Source organism: Methylobacterium sp. J-068 (assembly GCF_022829445.1).
Taxonomy (GTDB): Bacteria; Pseudomonadota; Alphaproteobacteria; order Rhizobiales; family Beijerinckiaceae; genus Methylobacterium.
In genome coordinates, this window is record NZ_JAKSXY010000047.1 from 59,596 (window position 1) to 84,063 (window position 24,468).

Sequence of the window (24,468 nt, forward strand, 5' to 3'; positions counted from 1 at the left end):
GCCGTATCCGACCCTCAGGCCTGACCGGGCCAGGCGGCGACGCCGATCAGCAGCGGATGCAGGTAGCGCCCGAACACGAACCAGATTCCGAGGCCGATCACCACCGCGAGCGCGTCGTTGCGCCACCCGGCGGGGGCCGCCACGGCGCCGTGCTGCGCCGCGACGGCGCCGGCCGAGAGCGCCCGGCGCTTGGCGCTGATGCGCGCCACCACCGCCCAGGCGAGGAAGCTGCCGAACAGCAGGATCGAGCCGAGATCGCCGTTGGCCAGCAGGTGCGCGGTGGCCCAGATCTTCACCGCGAGCAGCATCGGGTGCTTCGCCCGGGCGCGGATGTGGCCCGGCAGGTAGGCGGAGGCCAGCGCGATGAAGGCGAGCGCCGTCAGCAGCAGGGCGAGGTGGCGCGTCCAGACCGGCGGGTCCCACACGGCGATGTAGCCCGACTGGCGGTAGAGGTGGAATCCGTAGGCGATGAGCACCAGCCCGAGGACGGAGGCCAGGGTGTAGGCGAGCTTGTAGCGCCCCTCCCCGACCTCGTTGACCACCTGCGCCCGCCTGGCCCGGGCCATGGAGAAGGCGTGCGTGCCGAGGAACAGCACGAGGCCGAGGATGAGGATCAGCATGGTGGGCTTTCAGGCGAAGCGGGAGTCGGTGTGGATAAGCCCGCCCGCGAGCGCGGCCGGACAATCAAACTGTAACGGTTCAAAACGCAAACCTGCACCGATGTCCAGGCTTCCCCGATGACGCGCCCCTTCCGTCTCGCCGCATTCGGGGTCTGGCTCGCCCTGGGCCCGGCCCGGGCCGCGCCGGACCCGCCGCTCTCCGCCCTCACCCTGGTCGGCCCGCCCGTCACCATGTTCAAGGCCACCCGCGACGCCTGCGACGGGGTCGACGTGCCCGATGCCTCGGCCCGCGCCTTCCGCGAGGCCTCCGGGGCCGTCGCGCTGTTCGGGATGCATTACCGCAACCGCGCCCTGCGCGGGCCGAGCCTCGACGCGCTCAAGGTCGATTGCGCGGTCGTGCTCGAATCGGGCGGCAACGCCGATCCGGCCGCCTACGACGACGCCTCCTGGATCACCGCGACCTGGACGGAGGACGGGCGCAAGGTCGCCGCGCTCGTCCACCACGAGTACCGCGCCAACGAGCATCCCGGCCGCTGCCGCTCCACGGTCTACATGGCGTGCTGGTACAACAGCGTGGTGGCGGCCACCTCGACGGATGACGGGCGCGGCTTCACCCGCGCGGCGCCCCCGGTGGTGGTGGCCGGCGCGCCGTTCCGCCAGGAGGTCGACCAGGGCCGCCATCGCGGCTTCTTCAACCCGTCGAACATCGTCGCGGACGGCAAGTGGCGCTACTTTTTCGCCTCCACCACGGGCTGGCGCGTGCCGGGCAGCGACCAATCGGCCGGCGTCTGCCTGTTCCGGTCCGACGATCCGGCCGATCCGACGCGCTGGCGCGCCTGGACCGGAACCGCCTTCGCCGCCGCCTTTCCCGATCCCTACGCCCGGCCCGCGAAAGTGCCGGCCACCTGCGCGCCCATCGCGCCGTTCCCGACCCCCGTCGGCGCGGTGGTGCGGCACCGGGCGACGGGCGCCTGGATCGCGGTGTTCATGGCCAAGGCGGACGCGAATTTTCCGCAATCGGGCTTCTACTGGACGACCTCGCGCGATCTCCTGGCCTGGGACCAGCCGCGCCTGCTGCTCGCCGGCGCCACTCTCTACGACGATCCCTGCGGGGCGCCCGGCGGCCTCATCGCCTATCCGTCGATCCTCGATCCGGCCGCGACGGGGCGCAACTTCGACGATGCCGGCGACAGCGCGCTCCTGACCTACGTCACGCTCCGCACCGAGGGCTGCGCCATCACCTCCGACCGCGACCTCGTGCGGCGCGCGCTGGCGATCAAGGTCTGGCCGTGAGGGCCTCGAGGCGATCGCCCAGGTGAGGACCGTCCAGGGTCGATGCCGAGGGGGCGCGCCTGACCGTTTCCTCAGAACTGGCGCAGGTACGGCGCCGGCTTCTGGCCGAGGATGCGCCAGGTTCCGGCGAGCCCCAGGGCGATCGCGAAGGCCACCGCGAGGGCCGCCGCGAGGACCGCGCCCGACAGATCGAGAGTGAATTCGAGCTTCATCACCCGCGTGACGATGACCCAGCCGGCGAGCGTGCCGGCCGCGAGGCCGAAGATCGCGGTGGCGAGCCCGAGCACGCCGTATTCGAGGGTGTAGGCGGCCAGCAGCCGGCCGCGGGTGGCGCCCAGGGTCTTGAGCACCACGGCGTCGTAGAGCCGGGCGCGGTGGCCGGCGGCGAGCGCCCCGGCCAGCACGAACAGGCTCGCCACCACGGCGATGCCGCTGGCGCCGCGAATCGCCAGGACGAGCTTGCCGACGATGTCGCTCACCGCCTCCAGGGCCTCCTTCACCCGCACGCTGGTGACGGAGGGATAGGCCCGCGCCACGTCGCGCAAGATGGTGGCCTCGGTCTTCGCGTCGGGCCCGTTCGGCAGGGTCAGGGTGGCGAGGTCGGAATGGGGCGCGCCCCGGAAGGTGCCCGGCGAGAACACCATCACGAAGTTGATGCCGAGCGAGCGCCACTCGACCTTGCGCAGGTTGGCGATCTTCGCCGTCAGGGTGCGACCGAGGACGTTGACCGTCACGCTGCCGCCGACCTTGAGGCCGAGCTTGCCCGCCAGTTCGGCGTCGAACGAGACCAGGGGCGTCCGCGCCTCATCGGCGTTCCACCACGTGCCGGCGACGAGGCTGGAGCCCTCGGGCATGTCGTCCGCGTAGGTGATGCCCCGGTCGCCGTCGAGAACCCAGGCGGCATCCTCGGGCGGCCGGATCTCGCCGGCGGGCGTGCCGTCGAGGGCAGTGATGCGCCCGCGCATCATCGGCACCCGCTCGATCTTCGCGCCCGGCGCCTGGGTTCCGAGGAAGGCGTGGAAGGCGTCGGCGTCGCTCGACGGGATGTCGAGGAAGAACAGGTTCGGGGCTTTCGCGGGCAGCGAATTCGTCAGGGTCCGGCGCACGTTGGCGTCGATCAGGCTCAGGGTGACGAGGAGCGTGACGCCGAGCCCGAGGGAGAGCACGATGGCCGGCGTGAGCGCGCCCGGCCGGTGCAGGTTGGCCAGCGCCATCCGGGGCGCGGCGGCACGCGGGCGCGGCAGGCGGCGCGCCACCGCCATCAGCCCGGCCGCCACGAGACGAAGCAGGCCGAAGGCGAGTCCCGCCGCGACGATGAAGATGAGGGCGAGGCGCCGGTCGAAGGCGGTGATCAGCGCCAGACCCACGAGGCCCGCCAGGGCGGCGGCCAGGATCAGGCGATAGACCGGGCGGGTCCGCGCCGAGCCGGGATCGACCACATCGCGGAACAGGCCCGAGACCGGGATGTCGTGGGCGCGCCCGAGGGGCAGGATCGCGAAGGCCAGCGCCGTGAGGAAGCCGTAGGCGGCGGCGAGCGCGAGCTCGCCCGGCGCGAGCGTCGGGTTGAGCGGAAGCGGCAGCGCATCGTGGAAGAGCGCGTCGAGGCCGAAGGGCAGGAGCGCCCCGATGCCGAGCCCGATGGCGATGCCCAGGGCCGCGATGAGCAGGACTTGGCTCAGGTAGAGGAGAACGACCTGCCCGCCCGGCGCGCCGACGCTCTTCAGCGTGGCGATGGAGCCGCGCTTGCGCTCCACGAAGGCCGCCACGGCGTTCGCGACGCCGACGCCGCCGACGATCAGGGCGGTGAGCCCCACCAGGGTGAGGAACTGCGTGAAGCGCTCGATGCTCTTGGCAAAGCGCGGGTCGGCATTGGTCCGCGCCCGCATCTCCCAGCCCGCATCCGGTGCGGCCTTGGCGATGGCGGCGGCGCGGGTCTCGAGGTCGGCGTCGCGCGCGTCCGGAATCCGCAGGCGGTAGCTCCAGCGGTTGAGGCTGCCGGGGCGGATCAGGCCGGATTCGGCCAGCGCCTCGTGGGAGATCAGCACCCGGGGACCGAAGCCGATGCCGTTGGCGATGCGGTCGGGCTCGGAGACCAGGGTCGCGCGGATCGCGAAGGGCTTGCCCGCGATGGTGATGCGGTCGCCGACCTTGAGGTCGAGGCGCGTCAGCAGCACCGGGTCGGCCACCGCGCCCGCCGCGCCGTCGCGTTCGGCCAGGAGTTCGGGCAGCGGCCGCGCCGGGTCGGTGACGAGGTCTCCGGCGGTGGGGTAATCGGCGCCGACGGCCTTCAATTCCACCAGGGCGGCGGCGCCCTCGGTCGCGAGCGCCATCGCCCGCAGGGTCGTCACCACGGAGACCCGGCCCTGCGCGTCGAGGGCCGCGCGCTCCTCCGGCGTCGCCGCGCGGTTGATCAGGCTGTAGGTGAGATCACCGCCGAGGATGCGGGCGCCCTCGCGGCCGAGCCCGTCCGTGAGGGAGCGCGAGATCGAGGCGACGCCCGCGATCGCCGCGACGCCGAGGGCGATGCAGGCGAGGAAGACCGTGAAGCCGGCCAGACCCCCGCGCAACTCGCGCAAGGCCAGCCGCAGGGTGAGCGGAATGCGGGGACCCGACGGCCTCCCAAGGGGTCCGGGCAGGGTTCCGTGCATCGGTCAGGCCCGGGCCGGGACGGGTTCTTCCACCCGGCCGGAGCGCAGGCGGACCGTGCGGTCGCAGAGCCGGGCCAGGCCGGGATCGTGGGTCACGAGGACCAGGGTCGCGCCGCGATCCCGCTTCAGGGCGAAGAGCAGGTCGACGATCTGGCGCCCGGTCGCCTCGTCGAGGTTCCCGGTGGGCTCGTCGGCCACGAGGATCGCCGGATCGGGCGCGATGGCCCGCGCGATGGCGACGCGCTGCTGCTCGCCCCCGGAGAGCTGCGCCGGGTAATGGTGCAGCCGGTGCCCGAGGCCGACCGCCTCGAGTTCGGCCTGCGCCCGTCGATGGGCGTCCGGCTTGTCCGCGAGTTCCAGGGGCAGAGCCACGTTCTCCAGGGCCGTCATCGTCGGCACGAGGTGGAAGGCCTGGAACACGATTCCGATGCGCCGGCCGCGAAACCGCGCCAGAGCGTCCTCGTCCAGGGTGCCGAGATCCGTGCCCTCGACCAGGATGCGGCCGGCATCCGGACGTTCGAGCCCGGCCATCACCATCAGCAGGGTCGACTTGCCGGAGCCGGACGGCCCGACGAGCCCGACCGCCTCGCCCGGCGCCACCGCCAGTGAGATGCCGCGCAGGACGTGAACGCGCGCCGCGCCGCGTCCCAGGCTGAGATCGATGTCGGTCAGGGCGATCGTCTGCCCCGTCGCCGGAATGGGCTTCGTCTCTGTGGGCTTGCCGGAGTTCAACGGGAGGCCGATCTGTGCTGGACGGACATCATGGTGCGTCGAGGGTCGGAGTTGTGATCGAATGGGTCTGTGTGGAGTCTCACCTCGCGTCGATATGGTCCGCGCCCGCGCCGGGCGCCATCGGCGTTTCGGGCTCGGCGCGCTGATGGCGCTCTTTGCCGCACTCACCCTCGGGGGCGCCGTCGCGCAGGCGGCCCCCCTCAAGCTCGTGGCCTTCGGCGACAGCCTGACGGCCGGCTACCGCCTGCCGGCCGACGCGGCCTTCCCCGCCGTGCTGGAGCGGGCCCTGGCGGCGCGCGGCCGGACGGTCTCCATCGCCAATGCGGGCGTCTCGGGCGACACCACCACCGGCGGTCTCGACCGGCTCGACTGGTCGATTCCCGACGGCACCGACGGCGTCATCCTGGAACTCGGCGCCAACGACATGCTCCGGGGCACCGACCCGGCCGTGACCCGGAAAGCCCTCGACGCCATGATCGCCCGGCTCAAGGCGCGCGGCATCCCGGTCCTGCTGGCCGGCATGCGGGCCTCGCCGAATCTCGGGCCTGACTACGTGGCGCGCTTCGACGCGATCTACCCGGATCTGGCCAAGACCTACGACCTCGTCCTCTATCCCTTCTTCCTCGACGGCATCGTCGGCGCCCGTTCCCTGCATCTGGAGGATGGCCTGCATCCGAACGCGAAGGGCGTCGAGGCCATCGTGGGCGGCATCCTGCCGACCGTCGAGACCTTCCTCGACCGCCTGAAACCCTCGGTGCGCTGAGCCGATGCCCCGCCTGTTCACCGGGCTCGAAATCCCGGCCGCGGTCGCGCAGGCGCTGGCCCTGAAGCGCGGCGCGCTCCCCGGCAGCCGCTGGATCGAGCCCTCGGATTATCATATCACCCTGCGCTTCCTCGGCGATGTCGAGATGGAGGTCGCCGAGGCCCTGCACGAGGGACTGGCGACGGCCCGCCCGCGCGCCCCGTTCGGCGTGACGCTCGACGGCCTGTCGAGCTTCGGCGGCGACAGGCCGCGCGCCGTGCTCGCCACCGTGGCGCCGAATGCGGACCTCTCCGACCTTCAGGCCGAGCACGAGCGGATCGCGCGGCACGCCGGCGCCCCGCCCGAAGCGCGCAAATTCGCGCCGCACGTGACGCTCGCGCGCCTTCGGCGCGAAGCGAGCGCGAAGAACGTCGCGCGCTACCTGGGCGAATGCGGCCTCTTCGCTCCACTGAACTATACTGTGGAACGCGTGGTGCTCTACTCGGCGCGGGAATCGCGAGGCGGAGGCCCCTACGTCGTCGAAGCGGCCTATCCGCTCGGCTGATCGATCGGTCCGAAAAGCCTAGAGCCGACGCAACGCCACGGTCTCGATGCGGTGGCTTGCACCCTTGGCCAAGATGAGACCGGCCCTCTGACGCGTCGGAAGGATGTTTTCGCGCAGGTTCGGCAAGTTGATCGTGGTCCAGAGCATATCGGCGATCTCGATGGCTTCGGTCTCCGTGACCTCCGCATACTTGCGAAAGTAGGAGAGTGGATCGCGGAACGCTGTCTGCCGCAGGCGCATGAACCGGTTGACGTACCAGCGATGCAGATCGTCCTCGTGCCCATCGAGGTAGATCGAGAAGTCGAAGAAATCGGACACGAACGGGATCGCGGTGCCGTCACGCGGCAGGCGCGCGGGCTGGAGCACGTTCAGGCCCTCCACGATCAGGATGTCGGGCGACTCGATGATCCGCTCCTCACCCGGCATGACGTCGTAGACGAGGTGAGAATAGAGCGGCGCCGCGACCCGCTTCTTGCCGGCCTTGATATCGGTGAGGAATCGCAGCAAAGCAGCGGTGTCGTAACTCTCCGGGAAACCCTTGCGCTCCATCGCGTCCATGCGCCGCAATTCTGCGTTCGGCAGCAGGAAACCATCGGTGGTGACGAGATCGACCTTCGGTGTATTGGGCCAGCGGGCCAGGAGTGCGGCGAGCACTCGGGCCGAAGTCGACTTGCCGACCGCCACGGAACCGGCCAACCCGATGATATAGGGAACCTTGGTCTCGTGTTCGGCCAAGAGGAAGCGCTGCGTCGCCTTGAACAGCCCCTGCGTCGCCGCGACATAGAGCGACAACAGGCGCGAGAGCGGCAAGTAGATCGCCTCGACTTCCTCCACCGAGATCGGGTCGTTCAACGATTGCAGGCGCGCCACTTCTTCCGCCGCCAAGGTCAGGGGCGTGTCGGCACGCAACTGAGCCCATTCCTCGCGGCTGAAGACACGGTAGGGCGAGAGCCGCTCGGAGCCCTGCCCCGTCACCGGATCATGTCCCTCCGCCGACGCCCTCGGCACGCCTGGACGGGGCGATTCGGCGTTCACGCCGGTCCCCGCGACGCCTTTTCGGCGATCCCGCTCTGCGCCGTCCGCCGCTCCAGTTCGGCCAAGACTTCGCCGAGCCCAATACCTGCGCCGCGCAGCACGACGAGGAGATGATACAGAACATCCGCCGCCTCGCCGATCAGCCCGTCCCGGTCGCCCAGGACGGCGGCAATAGCGGCCTCCACGGCTTCTTCACCGAGCTTCTTGGCGGACTTCGCCGGCCCGCCCAAAAGAAGCTTTGCCGTGTAGGACATGTCCGGCGAAGCCGTCGCGCGTTCCGCAACGAGAGCCTCAAGGTCGTCGAGAGTAAACTGGGTCATACAATCCTAGGCCCCGGCGAACCGGGCTTATCGTGCCGTACACCCGAGCGTGCGGCACGATGGATCATGACGCAAGGGCGAGCGGCGGCAAGCTTTTACAGATCGAGGCGCATGGCAAGGCCCGCGGCCGCCATATGGGCCTTGGCCTCGGAGACGGTGTGCTGCCCGAAGTGGAAGATCGATGCCGCGAGGACCGCACTCGCTCCACCGTCACGCACCCCGGCAACCAGATCGTCGAGTTCGCCGACCCCCCCCGACGCGATGACGGGAACGGACACAGCGTCCGAGATGGCGCGCGTCAGGGCGATATCGTAGCCGGAGCGCATGCCATCACGATCCATCGACGTGACCAGGAGTTCGCCGGCGCCACGCTCCGTGACGGCACGGGCGAACGCGATGGCGTCGAGACCGGTGGGTTTGCGCCCGCCATGGGTGAAAATCTGCCAGGACGCCGGCTCGCCCGGCCCGGAGGTACGCTTTGCGTCGATCGCCACGACGATGCATTGGCTACCGAATTTCTCGGCGCCGCGCGCGACGAAGTCCGGGTCGTTCACGGCCGCCGTGTTGATCGAAACCTTGTCGGCACCCGCTAGAAGCAAGGTCCGGATATCCGTGACCATGCGGATACCTCCGCCAACGGTCAGGGGCATGAAGCAGGCCTCTGCCGTACGGCTCACCACGTCGAGAAGAGTGCCGCGATCCTCATGGCTCGCGGTTATGTCGAGGAAGCAGAGTTCGTCCGCCCCGGCCGCGTCGTAGGCCTTCGCCGCTTCCACCGGATCACCGGCATCACGTAGTTCGAGAAACTGAACGCCCTTGACGACGCGGCCGTCCTTGACGTCGAGACAGGGGATGATGCGGGTCTTGAGCACAGGTGTCCGTCTTTCGGTCAAGCGGACGGAGCAGCGCTGGCCGCTCTCTGGATTGCCGCCAGCGCCTCGCGAGGATCGATACGACCATCGTAGAGGGCGCGTCCCGTGATGGCACCAGCCAGTACGGCGCAATCCGGCTCGAGGAGGCGATGAACGTCGTCGATGGAGGCCAGACCACCGGATGCGATCACCGGGATGTTCACGGCCCGAGCCAGCGCCAGAGTCATCTCGATGTTCAGCCCCTTCAGGATGCCGTCGCGCGCGATGTCGGTGTAGATGATGGCGGCCACCCCGGCATCTTCGAAGCGACGACCGAGTTCCTCCGCCGTCATGCTGGACGTCGTGGCCCAACCCTCGACCGCGACGCGGCCATCCTTGGCATCGATTCCAACCGCAATCTTGCCGGGATAAAGCCGAGCGGCTTCGCGCACGAAGGCGGGATCGCGAACGGCGGCCGTCCCGATGATCACGCGGCTGACGCCCTTGGCGATCCACGCTTCCAAGGTGCGCATCTCTCGAATGCCACCGCCGAGCTGCACCGGCAGCTTGGTCCGGGCCAGGATGGCATCCACGGCGTCGGCATTCATCGGCGCGCCCGCAAAGGCCCCGTCGAGATCGACCACGTGCAGCCAGGAGAAACCCTGCTCCTCGAAGACGGCAGCCTGTGCCGCCGGATCATCGCTGAACACGATGGCCTGGGCCATGTCGCCCTGCACGAGGCGGACGCAGCGCCCTTCCTTGAGATCGATGGCCGGAAATAGGATCACGCGTCGATTCGCTTTCAGGTCAATCGTTGCAGGGTGGGCGCGCAAGTCACGGGCGCCAGCGCAGGAAGTTGGCGAGAAGCACGAGGCCGAGGCGTTGGCTCTTCTCCGGATGAAATTGCGTCCCGGCGATGTTGTCGTGCGCCACCATCGCGGTCACCGCGCCACCATACTCGCTATGCGCGACCCGATCCTCGGACCGCTTCGGGCTCAAGGCGAAGCTGTGGACGAAATAGGCGTGCAGGCCTCCTTCGCCGACCGGAATGCCCGCGAGCAGCGCATGTTCGCGATCGACCTGAAGGGTGTTCCATCCCATGTGTGGCACCTTCAATCCAGCATCGCGTGGATCGATCGGGCCCACATCGCCAGGGATCCAATCGAGTCCCGGAGTGATCTCGTGTTCGAGACCGCGCGTCGCGAGAAGTTGCATGCCGACGCAGATGCCGAGGAATGGTCGCGCGCGCGTGTGCGCCGCGTGGGTCATGGCATCGACCATCCCCGGCACAGCATCGAGACCCCGACGGCAATCCGCATAGGCACCGACGCCGGGCAGCACGACGCGATCAGCCTTGGACACCAATTCCGCATCGTTGGTGAGGACGATGCGCGTATCGTCCAGTCCAGCCTCGCGCGCCGCGCGCTCGAACGCCTTGGCGGCGGAGTGCAGGTTGCCCGAACCGTAATCGATGATCGCAACTGTTTGCGCGCTCACCCGCGGCCCTCGCTGAATGGGAACATGCCGATCGCGAGATCGCTCGGCGAAACGGCGACGTTCTCGAACACAGGGGTGGCCGGACGCAGATTGGGCACGGTGGCGAGCCAGCGCGTCGCCGCCTTCATTTCGGCCTCCTCAGGGGATGCGGCCATCACCGCATCACGCACCGGGCGCCCCGCGCGTGCATAAGTCCAGCGCCGTAAGGACGAGGCTTCCAACCCGATCAGAACTGAGATCAGCAGCGTCATGACGAAGGCGGCGAGCGGCGTGAGCCCGAGGAAGCGGCCACCGAACGCCATGCCTGCGAGGAGAACCAAAACGCCGAGCCCCGCCAACCAGAGGCGATGAAAGAAGAACCACAGCGGTCCGAACGCGAAGGCGCTCCACGAAAAGCCGTCCGGCACGAGGTGCGCGCGCTCGAGGCCGTGCGCTTCACCGACGAGGGCGCCTCGCTCTGGATGCAATGTGTAGGTGCGCATGAGATACCGCCTCTCCTCGTCCAATCCGCTTCCCGGATCAGAGCGATCCTTTCGTCGAGGGAACGCGTCCACCCTCGCGCGGGTCGATCGTCACGGCCTGCCGCAATGCGCGGGCCAAACCCTTGAAGCAGCTCTCCGCGATGTGATGCGCATTGTCGCCGTACAGGGTTTCGACATGTAGCGTGAGGCCCGCATTCATGGCGAACGCCTGAAACCATTCACGCACCAGCTCCGTGTCGAACTGACCGATCTTCTCGACCCGGAACTGCGTTCGGAAAACCAAGTATGGACGACCCGAGATATCGATCGCAACGCGCGTCAACGCCTCGTCCATGGGAAGGTGGATGTCGGCATACCGAGCGATTCCACGCTTGTCCGCCAACGCCTGAGCGAAGGCCTGCCCGAGCGCAATGCCGGTATCCTCCACCGTATGATGTTGATCGACATGAAGGTCGCCCGTAACCTTGACCTCGACGTCGAAGAGGCCGTGACGCGCGAACAATTCGAGCATGTGATCGAAGAAGCCGACTCCGGTCGAAATCTTGGCGCGTCCCGTCCCATCGAGCGCGATCGCGACGTGCACGTCCGTCTCCGCGGTCTTTCGGCTGATGCTGGCGGCGCGCTGGGCCTCTTGGGTCACTGATCATTTCCGGTTCTAGGACGAGTCCGCCTTCTAGTGCGAAGCGGGAACTCCGTGAAGGGCAACGCACGCCGTATTCACTGGGGGGTCAGATCGCCAGGACGCGTCCGGCGATCGCGTCGAGCTTGGCGACGAGATCAGGATCACGCTGCGCCGGGGCCGTCATGATCGCGTGATCGAGCGCGCGATCGGTGCCGATCGGGCAGGTCTCCCGCTCACGAGGAAAGTCGCGGGCAAGACGGGCGACGAGACGAGCAGCCTTGTCGGCATTGGCGCGGGCTACCGCCACGACCGCAGCGACATCGACGGCATCGTGCGTCGGGTGCCAGCAATCGAAGTCCGTCACCATCGCGATCGTCGCGTAGGTGATCTCGGCCTCTCTGGCTAGTTTGGCCTCAGGCATGTTGGTCATGCCAATGACGGCGAAACCCTGTGCCTTGTAGGTGAGGGACTCGGCGTAGGTCGAGAATTGCGGTCCCTCCATGCACACGTAGGTCCCTCCCCGATGGACCGTGATCGCCTCGGCCTCGGCCGCCGCCACGATACGCGTCTGTAATGCCGGTCCGACCGGATGTGCGAGCGAAACGTGAGCGACGCAGCCATTGCCGAAGAACGATGACGCGCGGCCGTGAGTCCGATCCACGAACTGATCGACGAGCACGAAGAGGCCAGGGTGAAGCTCGGCCTTGAACGAGCCGCAGGCGGAGAGTGAAACGAGGTCGGTGACACCGACCCGCTTCAGGACGTCGATGTTGGCGCGATAATTGATGCCGGAGGGCGAGAACCGGTGACCGCGCCCGTGGCGAGCCAGGAACACCACTTTCGTCTCACCGATACGCCCGATGCGCAGCGCGTCCGACGGTTCGCCCCAAGGCGACCGGACCTGCTCCTCCCGGACATCTTCCAGGCCGGGCAAGTCGTAGACCCCGGAGCCGCCCATCACACCGAGCACCGCTGCCGTCATCCTGGTCTCCATAAAATTCGCGCCGGTCGCCCTTCCTTGGAGCGCCGGCGCGGGACATGTCAACGAAGGGAGGACGACGCGTTGGCGCCGCCCGAACCCGGTCAGTAGGTCTTGTGCAGCTCTGGCTGCAGGCCGTGGACTTCGCCGCCGACCTTCGCCCAGATCTTCTTCTTCACGTAGTAGAGCAACCCTGACAGCACGAGAAGGAACAGGATCACCCGCAGGCCAAGGGCCTTGCGCGCCATCATGTGAGGCTCGGCAGCCCAGGCCATAAACGCGGCGACGTCCTTGGAATACTGATCCACCGTCTCCGGCACTACAGGCTCGCCCTTGTCGTTCTTGGCATAGGTTACCTGCCCGTCGCTGATCGGCTTGGGCATAGCGATCAGGTGACCGGCATAGTACTTGTTGTAGTAGGTACCGGACGGGATCTCTTTGCCGCCCGGCGGATCCTCGTAGCCATTCAGGAGTGCATGGATGTAGTCCACGCCCTGTTCGGAAAAGCCGACGAAGGGCAGTGCATCCACGACGAAGAGCGGAAAGCCGCGCTCGTAGGTGCGAGCCTTCGCGAGCACCGAGAAATCCGGTGGAGCCTTACCGCCATTGGCGGCAGCGGCGGCCTTCTCGTTCGGGAAGGGCGACGGGAAGGCGTCGGCGGCACGCGCGGGACGTTCGACGTCCTCGCCCGCATCGTTCTGTTCCTTCACCTTGTACTGGCTCGCCAGCTCCTTGACCTGCCCGGTGCTGAAGCCGGGACCACCGGCTTCGGACAGGTTGCGGAAGCGCACGAGGCTCATGCTGTGGCAGCTCGAGCAGACTTCCTTGTAGACTTGGAAGCCCCGCTGCAGCTGGGCCTGGTCGAAGCGGCCGAAGATGCCGGCGAAGCTCCACTTTTCGCGGGGCGGATGAGGCGTGCCCTCATCCGCCGACGTGGCGGTGACGCTCATGACGGCCGCGAGCAGGGACGCGGCAAGGACGCGGGTCGTTTTCATGGTGCTCAAAAGTCCCCTGCCCTCAACCCTTGGACGACGGTGCGGCGGCGGCACCCACCGGCATGCCGGACCCGCTCACCTGTTTGCCCGGCCCCGTCACGGTCTCGAGGATCGAGCCCGGCAGCGCCTTCGGCGTCTCGAAGAGGCCGACGAGGGGCATCACGAGCAGAAAGTGCAGGAAGTAATAGGCGGTGCAGATCCGAGCCGCGAGGACGTAGCCGCCCTCCGGTGGCTTGGCACCCAGCCAGCCGAGCACGATGCAGACCACCACGAAGAGCCAGAAGAACTGCCGGTAGATCGGGCGGTAGTTGCACGAACGCACGCGCGAGGTGTCGAGCCAAGGGGCCAGCGCCAGGATCAGAACCGCGCTGAACATCAGGATGACGCCACCGAGCTTGTCGGGGACTGCGCGCAGGATCGCGTAGAACGGCAGGAAGTACCATTCCGGCACGATGTGAGCCGGCGTCACGGCCGGATTGGCCGGCACGTAGTTATCGGCATGGCCGAGGTAGTTCGGCTGATAGAAGATCCAGTAGGCGAAGAAGGCGAAGAACACGACCGAGGCGAACACGTCCTTGATGGTGGCGTAGGGCGTGAAGGCCACCGCGTCCTTGCCCGACTTGATCGGGATGCCGGCCGGATTGTTCTGTCCCGTCACGTGCAGCGCCCAGACGTGCAGGACCACCACGCCGGTGATCATGAACGGAAGCAGGTAGTGCAGCGAGAAGAAGCGGTTCAGGGTCGGATTACCGACCGAGTAGCCGCCCCAGAGCAGGCTCTGGATGGTGTCGCCCACGACCGGGATCGCGGCCAGGATATTGGTGATGACAGTGGCGCCCCAGAAGCTCATCTGGCCCCACGGCAAGGTGTAGCCGAGGAAGGCGGTGGCCATCATCAGCAGGTAGATGATCACGCCGAGGATGTAGAGCACCTCGCGCGGCGCCTTGTACGAGCCGTAATACAGCGCCCGGAAGATGTGGACGTAGACCGCCACGAAGAACATGGACGCTCCGTTGGCGTGCATGTAGCGCAGCAGCCAGCCGTAATTCACGTCGCGCATGATGTGCTCGACGGAGTTGAAGGCATTGGCGGCGGAGGGATCGTAGTGCATCGCCAGCCAGATGCCGGTGACGATCTGCGAGACCAGCATGGCGATCAGGATCGCGCCGAAGGTCCAGAAATAGTTCAGGTTCCGCGGCACCGGAAACGACACGAAGGACGAATGCACCAGCCCGATAAGGGGCAGACGCGATTCGAACCACTTCGCCAGGGCGCTCTTGGGAACGTAGGTATTGCCGTGTGCGCTCATGGGGCGACCCGCTCCAAATCCTGTTTCACTGTGTCAGGCGACCGCCTTGCCACCTTCTTCGCCGATCCGGATCTTGGAATCCGACTCAAAGACGTAGGGCGGGATAGGCAGGTTCGTCGGGGCGGGACCCCGGCGCACTCGGCCGGACGTATCGTAGAGCGAGCCGTGACAGGGGCAGGACCAGCCTTCGTACTGCCCCTGGTGCCCGATCGGCACGCAGCCGAGATGGGTGCAATTGCCGTAGACGACGAGCCACTTAGCGTGACCCTGCTTCACGCGGGCCGAGTCGGCCTGCGGATCGATGAGGTCGGCCATCTTCACCTCGGAGGCCTCCTTGACCTCCTTCTCGGTGCGGTTCCGGACGAAGATCAGCTTGCCGCGCCAGAACACATTGACGATCTGGCCTTCCTGGATCGGCGTCAGATCGACTTCCAGGGGAGCACCGGCCGCGATGGTCTCGGCATCCGGCGCCATCGATGCGACGAACGGCCAGGCGAGCGCACCAGCGCCGACCGCAAGGCCCGCGCCTGTCGCGAGAAACATGAAATCGCGCCGATTCCCGTCGGGGCCATCAGGGTTCGCCAAGTGTCAAACTCCAAGCATGATTTCGCCGGTTGACCTTCGCCCTACCGTGCGGTGAGGGCTAGCAGGGACCTTAGAGGCTTTCAAAGGAATGTCAGCCCGGCGGGACGGAAGCACCATCCCACCGGGTTGTGCAATGCGACCCCGCGTCACCCGAAGTCAAGGCGCGAACCCCTTCGAAACACGTGCTTTCCTTTCAAGGATCGTCCCCGTTGCGACGGTGCCGCGCGAGGCTACCCAGGGGTATGCGCCCGGGTCAGAGATGAGATTGACTCTAAGCTTTGCCATGCGCGAAGGGGCGGGACGCCTCCGATTGTTCAAGGACACGGCGCGTCACGATATTGCATGCTGCACCGACCTCGTGGCGTCCGCTGTTCACGCGCGCTCCAGACCATCGGCGAACATCATCCTGCGATGGATCAGGCTTGGCCGCGCTCATAGGGCCGGCATTCCCTTCATAACGCGCACGATCGAGACGTATCGAATGCGAAACGCCCCGCCCGATCAGGGGCGAGGCGTTGTTTTCAGTTCAAGAACCGGACGCTGAAGGAACGGCGCTCAGTAGGCTGCCGGATCGGGACTGTCGCTCGGCGATGCGAAGGTCTTCACCATCGCTTCGCTCATCGGCAGGTTGAGGTTGATGCCGCGCGGCGGAATCGGCTTCGTGAACCACTTGTCGTACAGCACCTTGCCTTCCGGGCTCTTGTAGAGCTTGGCAGTGGCCTCATCGACGACGGCCTTGAACGGTGCGTCGTCCTTGCGCAGCATGATTCCGTAGGGCTCGGGCTTCGACAGCGCTTCGCTGGAAATCGCGTAGGCGCCCGGATCCTTCGAACTGGCCGCCAGGGAAGCCAGCAGAACGTCGTCCATGACGAAGGCCACGGCGCGGCCAGTCTCGACCATCAGGAACGCCTCGGCATGATCCTTGGCCGGCAGGATCGTCAGGCCGAGGTTTCGTGCCGTGTTGGCCTCGTTGATCTGCCGGATGTTGGTGGTGCCCGAGGTCGAGACGACCGTCTTGCCCTTCAGATCCTCGATCTTGTCGAGCTTGGCCGATTTCTTGGCGACGAATCGGGTCGCGGTCAGGAAGTGGGTATTCGTGAACGATGCCTGCTTCTGCCGGTCGGCATTGTTCGTGGTCGAGCCGCACTCGAGATCGATGGTGCCGTTGGCGATCAGCGGGATCCGGGTGGCCGAGGTAACCGGGTTCAGCTTCACCTCGAGGTTCGGCAGCTTGAGATTGGTCTTCACCGCCTCGGCGATCTTCTGACAGATCTCGAAGGCGTAACCGACCGGCTTCTGATCGCCGTCGAGATACGAGAACGGGACAGAGGCGTCCCGGTAGCCGATGTTGATCTGATTGGTTTCCTTGATCTTCTTCAGGGTTCCCGTGAGGTCTTGCGCCTGGGCGCTCCCTCCCGCGAGCACCGAGAGCGCGACGCTGAGTGCTACGGCGGACAGGGTGGATCTCTGATGACTCGAACGCATCTGTAGGCTGACTCCCGAAGGTCGGCCACCGTTCTGGCGGCCGCTGAGGCTTACCGAGGCAACGTAGCAGCGGATGCTCCTGCTGCAATCGCTGTTTTTACGCTTTCCGACGTGGAAGAGCTTACTTCCAAGGCAAACTGCGTGCCGCGAGAAGATTACGACCAACCGCGCGCAACACGTTTCGGCGTCAAGCTTCGGACGCGTGGGTGCCGGCGCCTTGCATGCCGAACGCAAAAAGGCCCGACTTTGCAGCCGGGCCAGTTCGCAGGTGTCGAAGATTCCGAGTCTTGGAAACCCGGGCTCACGGGAAGCCCGGGCGATGCGTTCAGATCGACTTAGAAGTCGCGCTGGACGCGGGCGCGGACCTGGAAGGTGTCCTGGGAGGAGACGGTGCGAACCGCGGCACCGGCATTGATCGCCGCAGCGGTCAGGGTACCGTTGTTGGTCTGATCGATGATGCGGCCGTTCTGAGCGCCGATCTTGGTGTAGAAACCTTCCAGACCGATATCGAGGTCCTTCACCGGCGACCAGATCAAGCTGCCGCCCGCGACGAACTGGTAGTTGTCGCGCAGCACGGGGCTGAGCGCGAAGGAGCGGGTGCCCGGTGCGCCCACGAACAGAGCCGAGTTGGCGTTTCCGGCGAAGGCGGAGCCGGCATAAGCAGCGGCATTCGCCTCACGCGCGCCACGAGCGAACGACATCTCGCCGTAGCTGCCGAACACGGCCGAGCGCCACTCGGGCGACCAGTAGTGCAGGAACGAGGCGACCGCCGTGAAGCTGGTGGACAGTTCGATCTTGCCCGTGAGCGGGTTGAGGGTCGCGTCAGCCATATAGGGGTCGAACGGAGCACCGTTGATGGTGCTGGCGCGCGAGGTGTAGCTGCCGTTGTACGAGGAGTACCCGGTGTAGAGGGTCGCGCCTTCGCCGTAAGCGCCCTGCAGATACAGGGTGTCGCCGGGGGCGATGAAGGGCATGTTGATCTTCACGCCGCCCTGGACGGCCCAGCCGTACTCGCTGGAGGGAGCGAGGCCGTTGCCGACCGTGTTGGCGGCAAAACCGTTCGCCGCACCCACGACAAGCGGGTTGCCGATGATGCTGCTGGTGTTCAGCTCCTTGACGGCGGCCGAGAGCTGAGCGGAGCCCCAGGCGGCGTCGTAGCGCAGAACGCCCACGAAGTCGGGCATCCGGTTGCGCTGGGAGACGTCGAGCGTCGAGAAGGTCGGAACGCCGAGGGCATTCGTCGTGATCAGAACGCGAGACGGTGCACCGACGGTCTGCGACTCCTGGGAGAAGATCGTGTTGCGGCGGAAGGACGGATCTTCCAGCGAGACCGTCGCCGAGAGACCGCTGTCGCCGAGCTTGCTCGTGTAGGCGAGCAGGTTGGTCGACTGGAGATCCGAGTTGGCGGTGGCGCCGGCGAACTCGAAATCGTGGGCGTAGAAGTCGAAGAACGAAGAGGCGCGACCGGCGGTGAGACCCGCGAACTGGATGAACGCCTTGTCGGTGTTCACGAACTGCTGAACGCGACCGGCCTGATCCTGGCCCGTTGCGGCGAAGGCGTTGCCGATACGCTCCTGGGTGCCGGAGCGGAGGCCGCCGGTGGCGCCGGTGCGGGAGGCGAACTGGAGACGCACGAAGGCACGCAGGGTGCCGTAGGCGGTCTGGGTGCGGGCATCGACGTTGATGCGGGCAAGGCCGATGTAACCGGTCGTGTCACCTTGCGAGCCGTTCGAGGTGCGGGCCGAGGTCGGCTGGTAGCCGACGTCGAGGCGGGCGCGACCCGAGAGACGAATGCAGGTGTCCGTGCCGGGGATGTAGAAGAAGCCGGCGCCGTAGGCGGAGCAGACGCGAACGTACTCGATCGGAACAACCTTCTTCGCCGGAAGGTCAGCTGCCTGTGCTCCGGCGACCGCGGCAAATCCTGCAGCGGAGGCGAGAAGCGAGCTCTTCAAGAGCTTCATTGATATCTCCAAAAGCTTCGAGACCCGAGGGAAGGCATACTACGCCCGAGATCTTCGAGGATCTCGATGTCGCGTCGCCCCTTGTTCTTAATGACCGAGCGTTGATCGCTGGAAATTGGCTTGTGCGGTGGCGTTGTCCCCACCGCCGTTTTACTCTGTGCGAGCCTGTTCTCGGCGGCAACTCGGAATCGTGACCGTGGCGGCGGTTCCCCGCCCCTGTTGCGGCGTTGCAACGATGTTCAGGTGGCTAAGTGCCTGTCGGAGCCTCAGCTTTTCGGCTGTGGGACACGGAGATCTCAGCGATTCCAAAGCTGGGCTTTTCCAGCAAGTCGCGGGAATGATGGAATAATCCGCCATCGCCGACACGTTATCGTGATCGGGGGGCGAGTCCGCGGATTCGCGTCGACGAGCTTTTCTCGACGGGAAGGACCTTCTCCGCCGCTGGCATGCCAGCGGGAGGCGTTCAGGGGATAAGTGTGATTCCTGCGAGCGGATCGTCAGGCGATATCCCGCGCGTGACGCCGAATCAGGTCCGGGGCATCCCCCACAGAAGGAAGAATGTTCTATTTGATGCGCGGCCGCATGACATCCGGTCTCGGTTCCGCGGAGGCCCGAAGTCGAGCGGCGCTCCGCGCACGCTCAATCCTGAAGTCCGATGACCTGGAAGTTGGTGTGGAGTTCGTCCGACATCGGCACGTTGAGGCGGACCCCATTTGACAGGCGTTTGAGAAACCAGCGCTCGTAGATCCAGCGAAGTTCCCGGGTTTCCGCGAGTCGCTGGAAGGTACCGGTGACGAGGCCGGCGAATTGGGCATCGTCCTTCCGGAACATGAGGCCGTAGGGCTCGAAGGAGAGCTTGTCGGGCAGGACGGTGTAGGCGCCGCCCTCGGATCCCGCCGCCGCGATGAGGCCGTAGAGTAGGACATCGTCGAGCCCGAGGGCGTCTGCGCGGCCGTCGCGCACCATGGCGAACGATTCGGCGTGGTCGTGACCGGTCGCGATGGTCGCCGGGATGTCGAGGCGGGCGAACAGAGCCCGAAGGACACCCTCGTTGGTGGTGCCGGCGGTCACCGCCACGGTGCGGCCGGCAAGGTCGCGGTAGGAGCCCACCGGCGCGCCGCGCTTCACCAGCAGTTTGGTCGCGCTGAAATAGGTGACGGGAGAAAAGGCCACGCGCTTGCGGCGCTCGGCATTGGCCGTGGTCGAGCCGCATTCGAGGTCGATCCGGCCCGTGGTCACGGCCTCGATCCGGGTCTCGGAGGTCACCGGCTCGTAGCGAACCTTCAGGTCGCTACGGCCAAGCTCCTTGCCGATGTCGTCGACGATCTCCAGGCAGAGGTCGAGAGCGTAGCCGACCGGTTGGCCGGCGGCGTCCTTGAACGAGAAGGGCAGCGAACTCTCGCGATAGCCGAGCGTGACGCTGCCCTTGTCGGCGATCGACTTGAGGGTTCCGGTGAGAACGTCGATCGCCCACGAAGGAGCGGTCGAGGCCAGCATGGCGAGGCCTGTCAAGAATCCGGTCGCGAGACGATTGCGGGTCATGTCCATCCTCGTCTCGTCCGAAGGTCTGGGAGGTCTACTCGGCCGGCTCGGGCAGCGGACTCACGTCGCGGTCGAGGCGCTGGTCGGTCAGCGCGAGTTGCCCTTCCCACTTCGCCACCGCCACCGTCGCCACGCTGTTGCCGAGCACGTTGGTGGCGGAGCGGCCCATGTCGAGGAACTGGTCGATGCCGATGATGAGAAGCAGGCCGGCCTCGGGGATCTGGAAGGTGGTCAGGGTCGCGGAGATCACCACCAGAGAGGCGCGCGGCACGCCGGCCATGCCCTTCGAGGTCACCATCAGCAGGAGCAGCATGGTCAATTGCTGCCCGAGGGTGAGCGGGATGTTGTAGGCCTGCGCGATGAACATCACCGCGAAGGTGCAATACATCATCGAGCCGTCGAGGTTGAACGAGTAGCCCATCGGCAGCACGAACGAGGTGATCTTGTTCGGCACACCGAAGCGCTCGAGGTTGGTCAAGGTCTTCGGGTAGGCCGCCTCGCTCGACGCGGTGGAGAAGGCCAGCAGGAACGGCTCCTTGATCAGGTCGAGGAGGCGCCGCATCGCCGCGCCGACCAGGAGGAAGCCCACGGCGGCGAGCAGGCACCAGAGCAGGGCCAGGCTGAAGTAGAATTCCAGCATGAACTTGCCGTAGGTCACCAGCACGCCGATGCCCTGCGTGGTGATCGTGGCCGCGATGGCGGCGAACACTGCGATCGGCGCGAAGCCCATGACGTAGCCGGTGATCTTCAGCATCACGTCGGCCAGGCCTTCGATGCCCTGCGCGAGCAGCTTGCCCTTCTCGCCCAGGGCCGCCAGCGCCACGCCGAAGAAGATCGAGAACACCACGATCTGCAGGATCTCGTTGTTGGCCATCGCCTCGACGGGGCTCTTCGGCACGAGGTGCGTGACGAACTCCTTCAGAGAAAGCGAGGCGGCCTTCAGGTTGGTGGTGGCGCCGGCATCGGGGAGCGGCAGGTTGAGGTTGTCGCCGGGCCGCAGGATGTTGACCATGACGAGGCCGAGGAGCAGCGAGCAGAGCGAGGCCCCCACGAACCAGAGCATCGCCTTTCCGCCGACCCGGCCCACCGAGGCCGTGTCGCCCATATGGGCGATGCCGACCACCAGGGTCGAGAACACCAGCGGCGCGATGATCATCTTGATCAGGCGCAAGAAAACATCGCTGATCAGCGCAATGTAGCCGGAAATCTCCTTGGATGTCTGAGGATCCGGCCAAGTGATGTTACATAGGTAGCCCACGGCGATACCAAGCAACATGCCGATGAAGATGTACGTGGTGAGCCTGGACTGCATCGCTTAACCCCACCGCCACCGCCAGACGAAGCGTCCTCGACCACTCCAAGCCTCGGGCTCGCCCTGAAAGAGCCTGCACGTGGCGTGCCAAGTATTATGGGGCGCACCAAGCGTTCTGGCCCGGATGAACCGACAAGGATTAATCTCCGGAGCCGTTCGTGGCTCTCACGCGACACGAGGCTAGCCACTTTCCGGCCACAATCAAGTCTGGGATCGACGGCCGTGCCAGTCGACGATGGGAAGCGCCCGAGCGCGGCCTCGTGAGTCGTCGCCGCGCCGCAACCCGCCGGGCGTTCGCCCGCTTCCTCACCCGGCGCGCAGGCGGCTCGCCGCCTCGGCCGCGCGGCGGATCAGGCCGGCATCCGGTGCACCGGGGGGAACGACCCAGCTCCCACCGACGCAAAGCACGGGCGCGAGGGCGAGCCAGTCCGGAGCCGTGGCCTCGGAGATGCCGCCTGTCGGGCAGAAGCGGACCTGCCCGAAGGGACCCGCGAGGGCCTTCAGGGCCTTGATGCCGCCGGCCGCCTCAGCGGGAAAGAATTTGAACCGGTCGAGGCCGTGGTCGAGGCCGCGCATGATGTCGGCCGCGTTGGCGACCCCCGGCAGATAGGGCACGCCGCGCGCCAACGCCGCCTTGGTCAGCGGGTCGGTGAGGCCTGGGCTGACGATAAAGCGGGCGCCGGCCTCCAGAGCGGCGTCGAGATCGCGCGGGTTCAGGACCGTGCCGGCGCCCACCACGGCGCTCTCCACCCGCGCCATCGCACGGATGACGTCGAGGGCGGCCGGCGTGCGCAGGGTGACCTCGAGAGCCGTGAGGCCACCCGCCACCAGGGCGGCAGCAATGGTCTCGGCCTGGGCGACGTCCTCCACCACCAGGACGGGGATGACGGGGACAGAGCGCATCAGGGTGTCGATATTCGTCATGGGCAGCGTCCTTCGCAGCGAGGTATGAGTTTCTAGAGGCCGGCGGCGGCCAGCATGGCGGATGCGCCCTGCTCCGCCCCGTCCGCTCCGTGGCGCATGAAGGCGAAGAGTTCGCGACCGGTGCCGAAGGCCGGTGCAGGCGGCGTCGCCTCCACCCGGCTCGCCCACTCGGCGGGGTCCACATGGGCCTCCAGGGTGCCATCCTCGGCGCTGAGGCGGACGAGGTCGCCATCGCGCAGCCGCGCCAGAGGGCCGCCGCCGAGAGCCTCCGGGCTCAGGTGGATGGCGGCCGGGACCTTGCCGGAGGCGCCCGACATGCGCCCGTCGGTGACGAGGGCGACGCGAAACCCGCGATCCTGCAGCACGCCCAGCTGCGGCGTCAGCTTGTGCAGTTCCGGCATCCCGTTGGCGCGCGGCCCCTGGAAGCGCACCACGACGACCACGTCGCGCTCGAGTTCGCCGGCCTTGAAGGCCGCCATGACGTCGTCCTGGTCGTCGAAGACGCGGGCGGGGGCCTCGATCGTGTAGCGCGAAGGGTCTACGGCGCTGGTCTTGAAGGTGGCGCGGCCGAGATTGCCCTGAACCAGCCGCATGCCGCCATCCGGCTGGAACGCGCTCGCGGGTCCGCGCAGGATGCTCTCGTCGTGCGAGCGCTCCGGCGCGTCCTCGAAGACCAGCGTGTCGTCGATCAGCTTCGGGTCGCGCGCATGGTCCCGCAACCGCGTGCCCGCCACGGTGAGGATGTCGTCGTGCAGCAGACCGGCGTCGATCAGGCTCGCGATGACGAAGCTCATGCCGCCCGCCGCGTGGAAGTGGTTCACGTCGCCCGAACCGTTCGGGTAGACCTTGGCGACCTGGGGCACCACCGCCGAGAGCCGGTCGAAATCCGTCCAGTCGAGCACGATACCGGCTGCGCGCGCGATCGCCGGCAGGTGAATGGCGTGGTTGGTCGAGCCGCCCGTGGCCAGCAGCCCGACCACGGCGTTCACGATCGCCTTCTCGTCGACGCAGTGCCCGAGGGGGCGATAATCGTTGCCGTTGGCGCCGATCTCGGCGAGCCGGTGAACGGCGGCGCGCGTCACGGCCTGGCGCAGCTTCGTGCCCGGATTGATGAACGAGGCGCCGGGCATGTGCAGGCCCATCACGTCCATCATCATCTGGTTGGAATTGGCGGTGCCGTAGAAGGTGCAGGTGCCGGCCCCGTGATAGGAGGCGGACTCGCTCTCCAGCAATTCGTCGCGCCCGACCTTGCCCTCGGCGTAGAGCTGGCGGATACGCTGCTTCTCCTTGTTGGCCAACCCCGAGGGCATCGGGCCGGCCGGCACCAGGATCATCGGCAGGTGCCCGAAGCGCAAAGCCCCGATGAGCAGGCCCGGCACGATCTTGTCGCAGATGCCGAGGAGGGCCGCGCCGTCGAACATGCCGTGGCTGAGCGCCACCGCCGTGGAGAGCGCGATGGTGTCGCGCGAGAACAGCGACAGCTCCATGCCGCGTTGGCCTTGCGTGACCCCGTCGCACATCGCAGGCACACCGCCCGCGACCTGCGCGGTCGCGCCGACCTCGCGGGCGAACAGCTTCATCTGCTCCGGGTAGCGGCCGTAGGGCTGATGCGCCGAGAGCATGTCGTTGTAGGCGGTGACGATGGCCATGTTCATCGCCCGGCCGGACTTGATCGCCGCCTTGTCCTCGCCCGAGGCCGCGAAGCCGTGGGCGAGGTTGCCGCAATTCAGCATCGGCCGGTGGACGCCCGAGTCCCGCTCCCGGGCGATCAGGTCGAGATAGGCCTTCCGCGATGGCGCCGAGCGTTCGACGACGCGGGCCGTGACGGCGGCGATCTCGGGGTGAAGCGCGCTCATGGCCAGTCTCTCCTCGAATTCCGGCGAAGCCCGGGGCACCATGCGACAGGTGCGGGGATGGGTGCCAGCGTCATCTTCGCGCGAAGGCATGACACGCGTTCGCACGCGTCGGG

The 24,468-nt window shown here is 67.1% G+C and carries 23 protein-coding genes; 3 read left to right on the forward strand and 20 right to left on the reverse strand.

The window, feature by feature from the left end:
* Nucleotides 1–14: 14 nt before the first annotated feature.
* Complete coding sequence (locus MKK54_RS04610; RefSeq protein WP_244009486.1) at nucleotides 15–620, reverse strand: NnrU family protein; 606 nt, start codon at nucleotides 618–620, stop codon at nucleotides 15–17.
* A gap of 117 nt (nucleotides 621–737) precedes the next feature.
* On the opposite strand from MKK54_RS04610, the gene MKK54_RS04615 reads away from it, so the two are divergent.
* Nucleotides 738–1,913 carry a hypothetical protein gene (locus MKK54_RS04615; RefSeq protein ID WP_244009487.1) on the forward strand — a complete coding sequence of 392 codons (1,176 nt, stop codon included), beginning with the start codon at nucleotides 738–740 and terminating at the stop codon, nucleotides 1,911–1,913.
* Nucleotides 1,914–1,984: 71 nt separating this feature from the next.
* Here MKK54_RS04615 and MKK54_RS04620 read toward each other — a convergent pair whose 3' ends face one another.
* Entirely contained in the window at nucleotides 1,985–4,561 is a 2,577-nt protein-coding gene (locus tag MKK54_RS04620) for an ABC transporter permease (protein WP_244009489.1), read from the reverse strand.
* 3 nt (nucleotides 4,562–4,564) lie between these two features.
* The gene (locus MKK54_RS04625) at nucleotides 4,565–5,260 is read right to left on the reverse strand and encodes an ABC transporter ATP-binding protein (protein ID WP_409564127.1); all 696 of its coding nucleotides are present in this window, start codon (nucleotides 5,258–5,260) and stop codon (nucleotides 4,565–4,567) included.
* A gap of 178 nt (nucleotides 5,261–5,438) precedes the next feature.
* Between MKK54_RS04625 and MKK54_RS04630 the strand changes: the two genes are divergently transcribed.
* Nucleotides 5,439–6,056 carry an arylesterase gene (locus MKK54_RS04630; protein WP_244009493.1) on the forward strand — a complete coding sequence of 206 codons (618 nt, stop codon included), beginning with the start codon at nucleotides 5,439–5,441 and terminating at the stop codon, nucleotides 6,054–6,056.
* Between the two features lie 4 nt (nucleotides 6,057–6,060).
* Nucleotides 6,061–6,600 (forward strand): RNA 2',3'-cyclic phosphodiesterase, encoded by a 540-nt coding sequence (thpR, locus tag MKK54_RS04635; protein WP_244009494.1) that lies wholly within the window; start codon nucleotides 6,061–6,063, stop codon nucleotides 6,598–6,600.
* 18 nt (nucleotides 6,601–6,618) lie between these two features.
* On the opposite strand, the gene coaA is transcribed toward thpR, so the two are convergent.
* The 17 genes from coaA to edd form a co-directional block, all read right to left on the reverse strand.
* Nucleotides 6,619–7,608, reverse strand: coding sequence for a type I pantothenate kinase (gene coaA / locus MKK54_RS04640; RefSeq protein WP_244009601.1), 990 nt, complete (start codon nucleotides 7,606–7,608; stop codon nucleotides 6,619–6,621).
* Between the two features lie 23 nt (nucleotides 7,609–7,631).
* Nucleotides 7,632–7,955, reverse strand: coding sequence for a phosphoribosyl-ATP diphosphatase (locus MKK54_RS04645; protein WP_244009495.1), 324 nt, complete (start codon nucleotides 7,953–7,955; stop codon nucleotides 7,632–7,634).
* Between the two features lie 95 nt (nucleotides 7,956–8,050).
* Entirely contained in the window at nucleotides 8,051–8,827 is a 777-nt protein-coding gene (gene hisF, locus MKK54_RS04650) for an imidazole glycerol phosphate synthase subunit HisF (protein ID WP_244009496.1), read from the reverse strand.
* Between the two features lie 17 nt (nucleotides 8,828–8,844).
* On the reverse strand, nucleotides 8,845–9,594 hold the full coding sequence (gene hisA / locus MKK54_RS04655) for a 1-(5-phosphoribosyl)-5-[(5-phosphoribosylamino)methylideneamino]imidazole-4-carboxamide isomerase (protein ID WP_244009602.1): 750 nt from the start codon (nucleotides 9,592–9,594) through the stop codon (nucleotides 8,845–8,847).
* Nucleotides 9,595–9,640: 46 nt separating this feature from the next.
* Nucleotides 9,641–10,303 carry an imidazole glycerol phosphate synthase subunit HisH gene (gene hisH / locus MKK54_RS04660; protein ID WP_244009497.1) on the reverse strand — a complete coding sequence of 221 codons (663 nt, stop codon included), beginning with the start codon at nucleotides 10,301–10,303 and terminating at the stop codon, nucleotides 9,641–9,643.
* Nucleotides 10,300–10,785: a DUF2628 domain-containing protein gene (locus MKK54_RS04665; RefSeq protein ID WP_244009498.1), complete on the reverse strand. Its 486-nt coding sequence runs from the start codon at nucleotides 10,783–10,785 to the stop codon at nucleotides 10,300–10,302. Before MKK54_RS04665 ends, hisH begins: the two co-directional genes overlap by 4 nt.
* 37 nt (nucleotides 10,786–10,822) lie before the next feature.
* Complete coding sequence (gene hisB / locus MKK54_RS04670) at nucleotides 10,823–11,425, reverse strand: imidazoleglycerol-phosphate dehydratase HisB (protein ID WP_244009499.1); 603 nt, start codon at nucleotides 11,423–11,425, stop codon at nucleotides 10,823–10,825.
* An 88-nt stretch (nucleotides 11,426–11,513) separates the two neighbouring features.
* A complete protein-coding gene (locus tag MKK54_RS04675; RefSeq protein WP_244009501.1) occupies nucleotides 11,514–12,389 on the reverse strand; it encodes an S-methyl-5'-thioadenosine phosphorylase in 876 nt (291 codons plus the stop codon).
* Nucleotides 12,390–12,490: 101 nt separating this feature from the next.
* Nucleotides 12,491–13,381 carry a cytochrome c1 gene (locus MKK54_RS04680; RefSeq protein ID WP_244009503.1) on the reverse strand — a complete coding sequence of 297 codons (891 nt, stop codon included), beginning with the start codon at nucleotides 13,379–13,381 and terminating at the stop codon, nucleotides 12,491–12,493.
* A gap of 22 nt (nucleotides 13,382–13,403) precedes the next feature.
* Entirely contained in the window at nucleotides 13,404–14,690 is a 1,287-nt protein-coding gene (locus MKK54_RS04685) for a cytochrome b (protein WP_244009505.1), read from the reverse strand.
* A 33-nt stretch (nucleotides 14,691–14,723) separates the two neighbouring features.
* A complete protein-coding gene (petA, locus tag MKK54_RS04690) occupies nucleotides 14,724–15,275 on the reverse strand; it encodes a ubiquinol-cytochrome c reductase iron-sulfur subunit (RefSeq protein ID WP_279597163.1) in 552 nt (183 codons plus the stop codon).
* Between the two features lie 555 nt (nucleotides 15,276–15,830).
* Nucleotides 15,831–16,760 carry an amino acid ABC transporter substrate-binding protein gene (locus MKK54_RS04695; protein ID WP_244009507.1) on the reverse strand — a complete coding sequence of 310 codons (930 nt, stop codon included), beginning with the start codon at nucleotides 16,758–16,760 and terminating at the stop codon, nucleotides 15,831–15,833.
* Nucleotides 16,761–17,095: 335 nt separating this feature from the next.
* Nucleotides 17,096–18,721 (reverse strand): porin, encoded by a 1,626-nt coding sequence (locus MKK54_RS04700; RefSeq protein ID WP_244009508.1) that lies wholly within the window; start codon nucleotides 18,719–18,721, stop codon nucleotides 17,096–17,098.
* A 639-nt stretch (nucleotides 18,722–19,360) separates the two neighbouring features.
* Nucleotides 19,361–20,263 carry an amino acid ABC transporter substrate-binding protein gene (locus MKK54_RS04705; RefSeq protein ID WP_244009509.1) on the reverse strand — a complete coding sequence of 301 codons (903 nt, stop codon included), beginning with the start codon at nucleotides 20,261–20,263 and terminating at the stop codon, nucleotides 19,361–19,363.
* Between the two features lie 34 nt (nucleotides 20,264–20,297).
* The gene (locus MKK54_RS04710; protein WP_244009510.1) at nucleotides 20,298–21,575 is read right to left on the reverse strand and encodes a dicarboxylate/amino acid:cation symporter; all 1,278 of its coding nucleotides are present in this window, start codon (nucleotides 21,573–21,575) and stop codon (nucleotides 20,298–20,300) included.
* A gap of 306 nt (nucleotides 21,576–21,881) precedes the next feature.
* On the reverse strand, nucleotides 21,882–22,499 hold the full coding sequence (gene eda / locus MKK54_RS04715) for a bifunctional 4-hydroxy-2-oxoglutarate aldolase/2-dehydro-3-deoxy-phosphogluconate aldolase (RefSeq protein WP_244009512.1): 618 nt from the start codon (nucleotides 22,497–22,499) through the stop codon (nucleotides 21,882–21,884).
* Between the two features lie 32 nt (nucleotides 22,500–22,531).
* Complete coding sequence (gene edd / locus MKK54_RS04720; RefSeq protein ID WP_244009514.1) at nucleotides 22,532–24,355, reverse strand: phosphogluconate dehydratase; 1,824 nt, start codon at nucleotides 24,353–24,355, stop codon at nucleotides 22,532–22,534.
* Nucleotides 24,356–24,468: the final 113 nt, after the last annotated feature.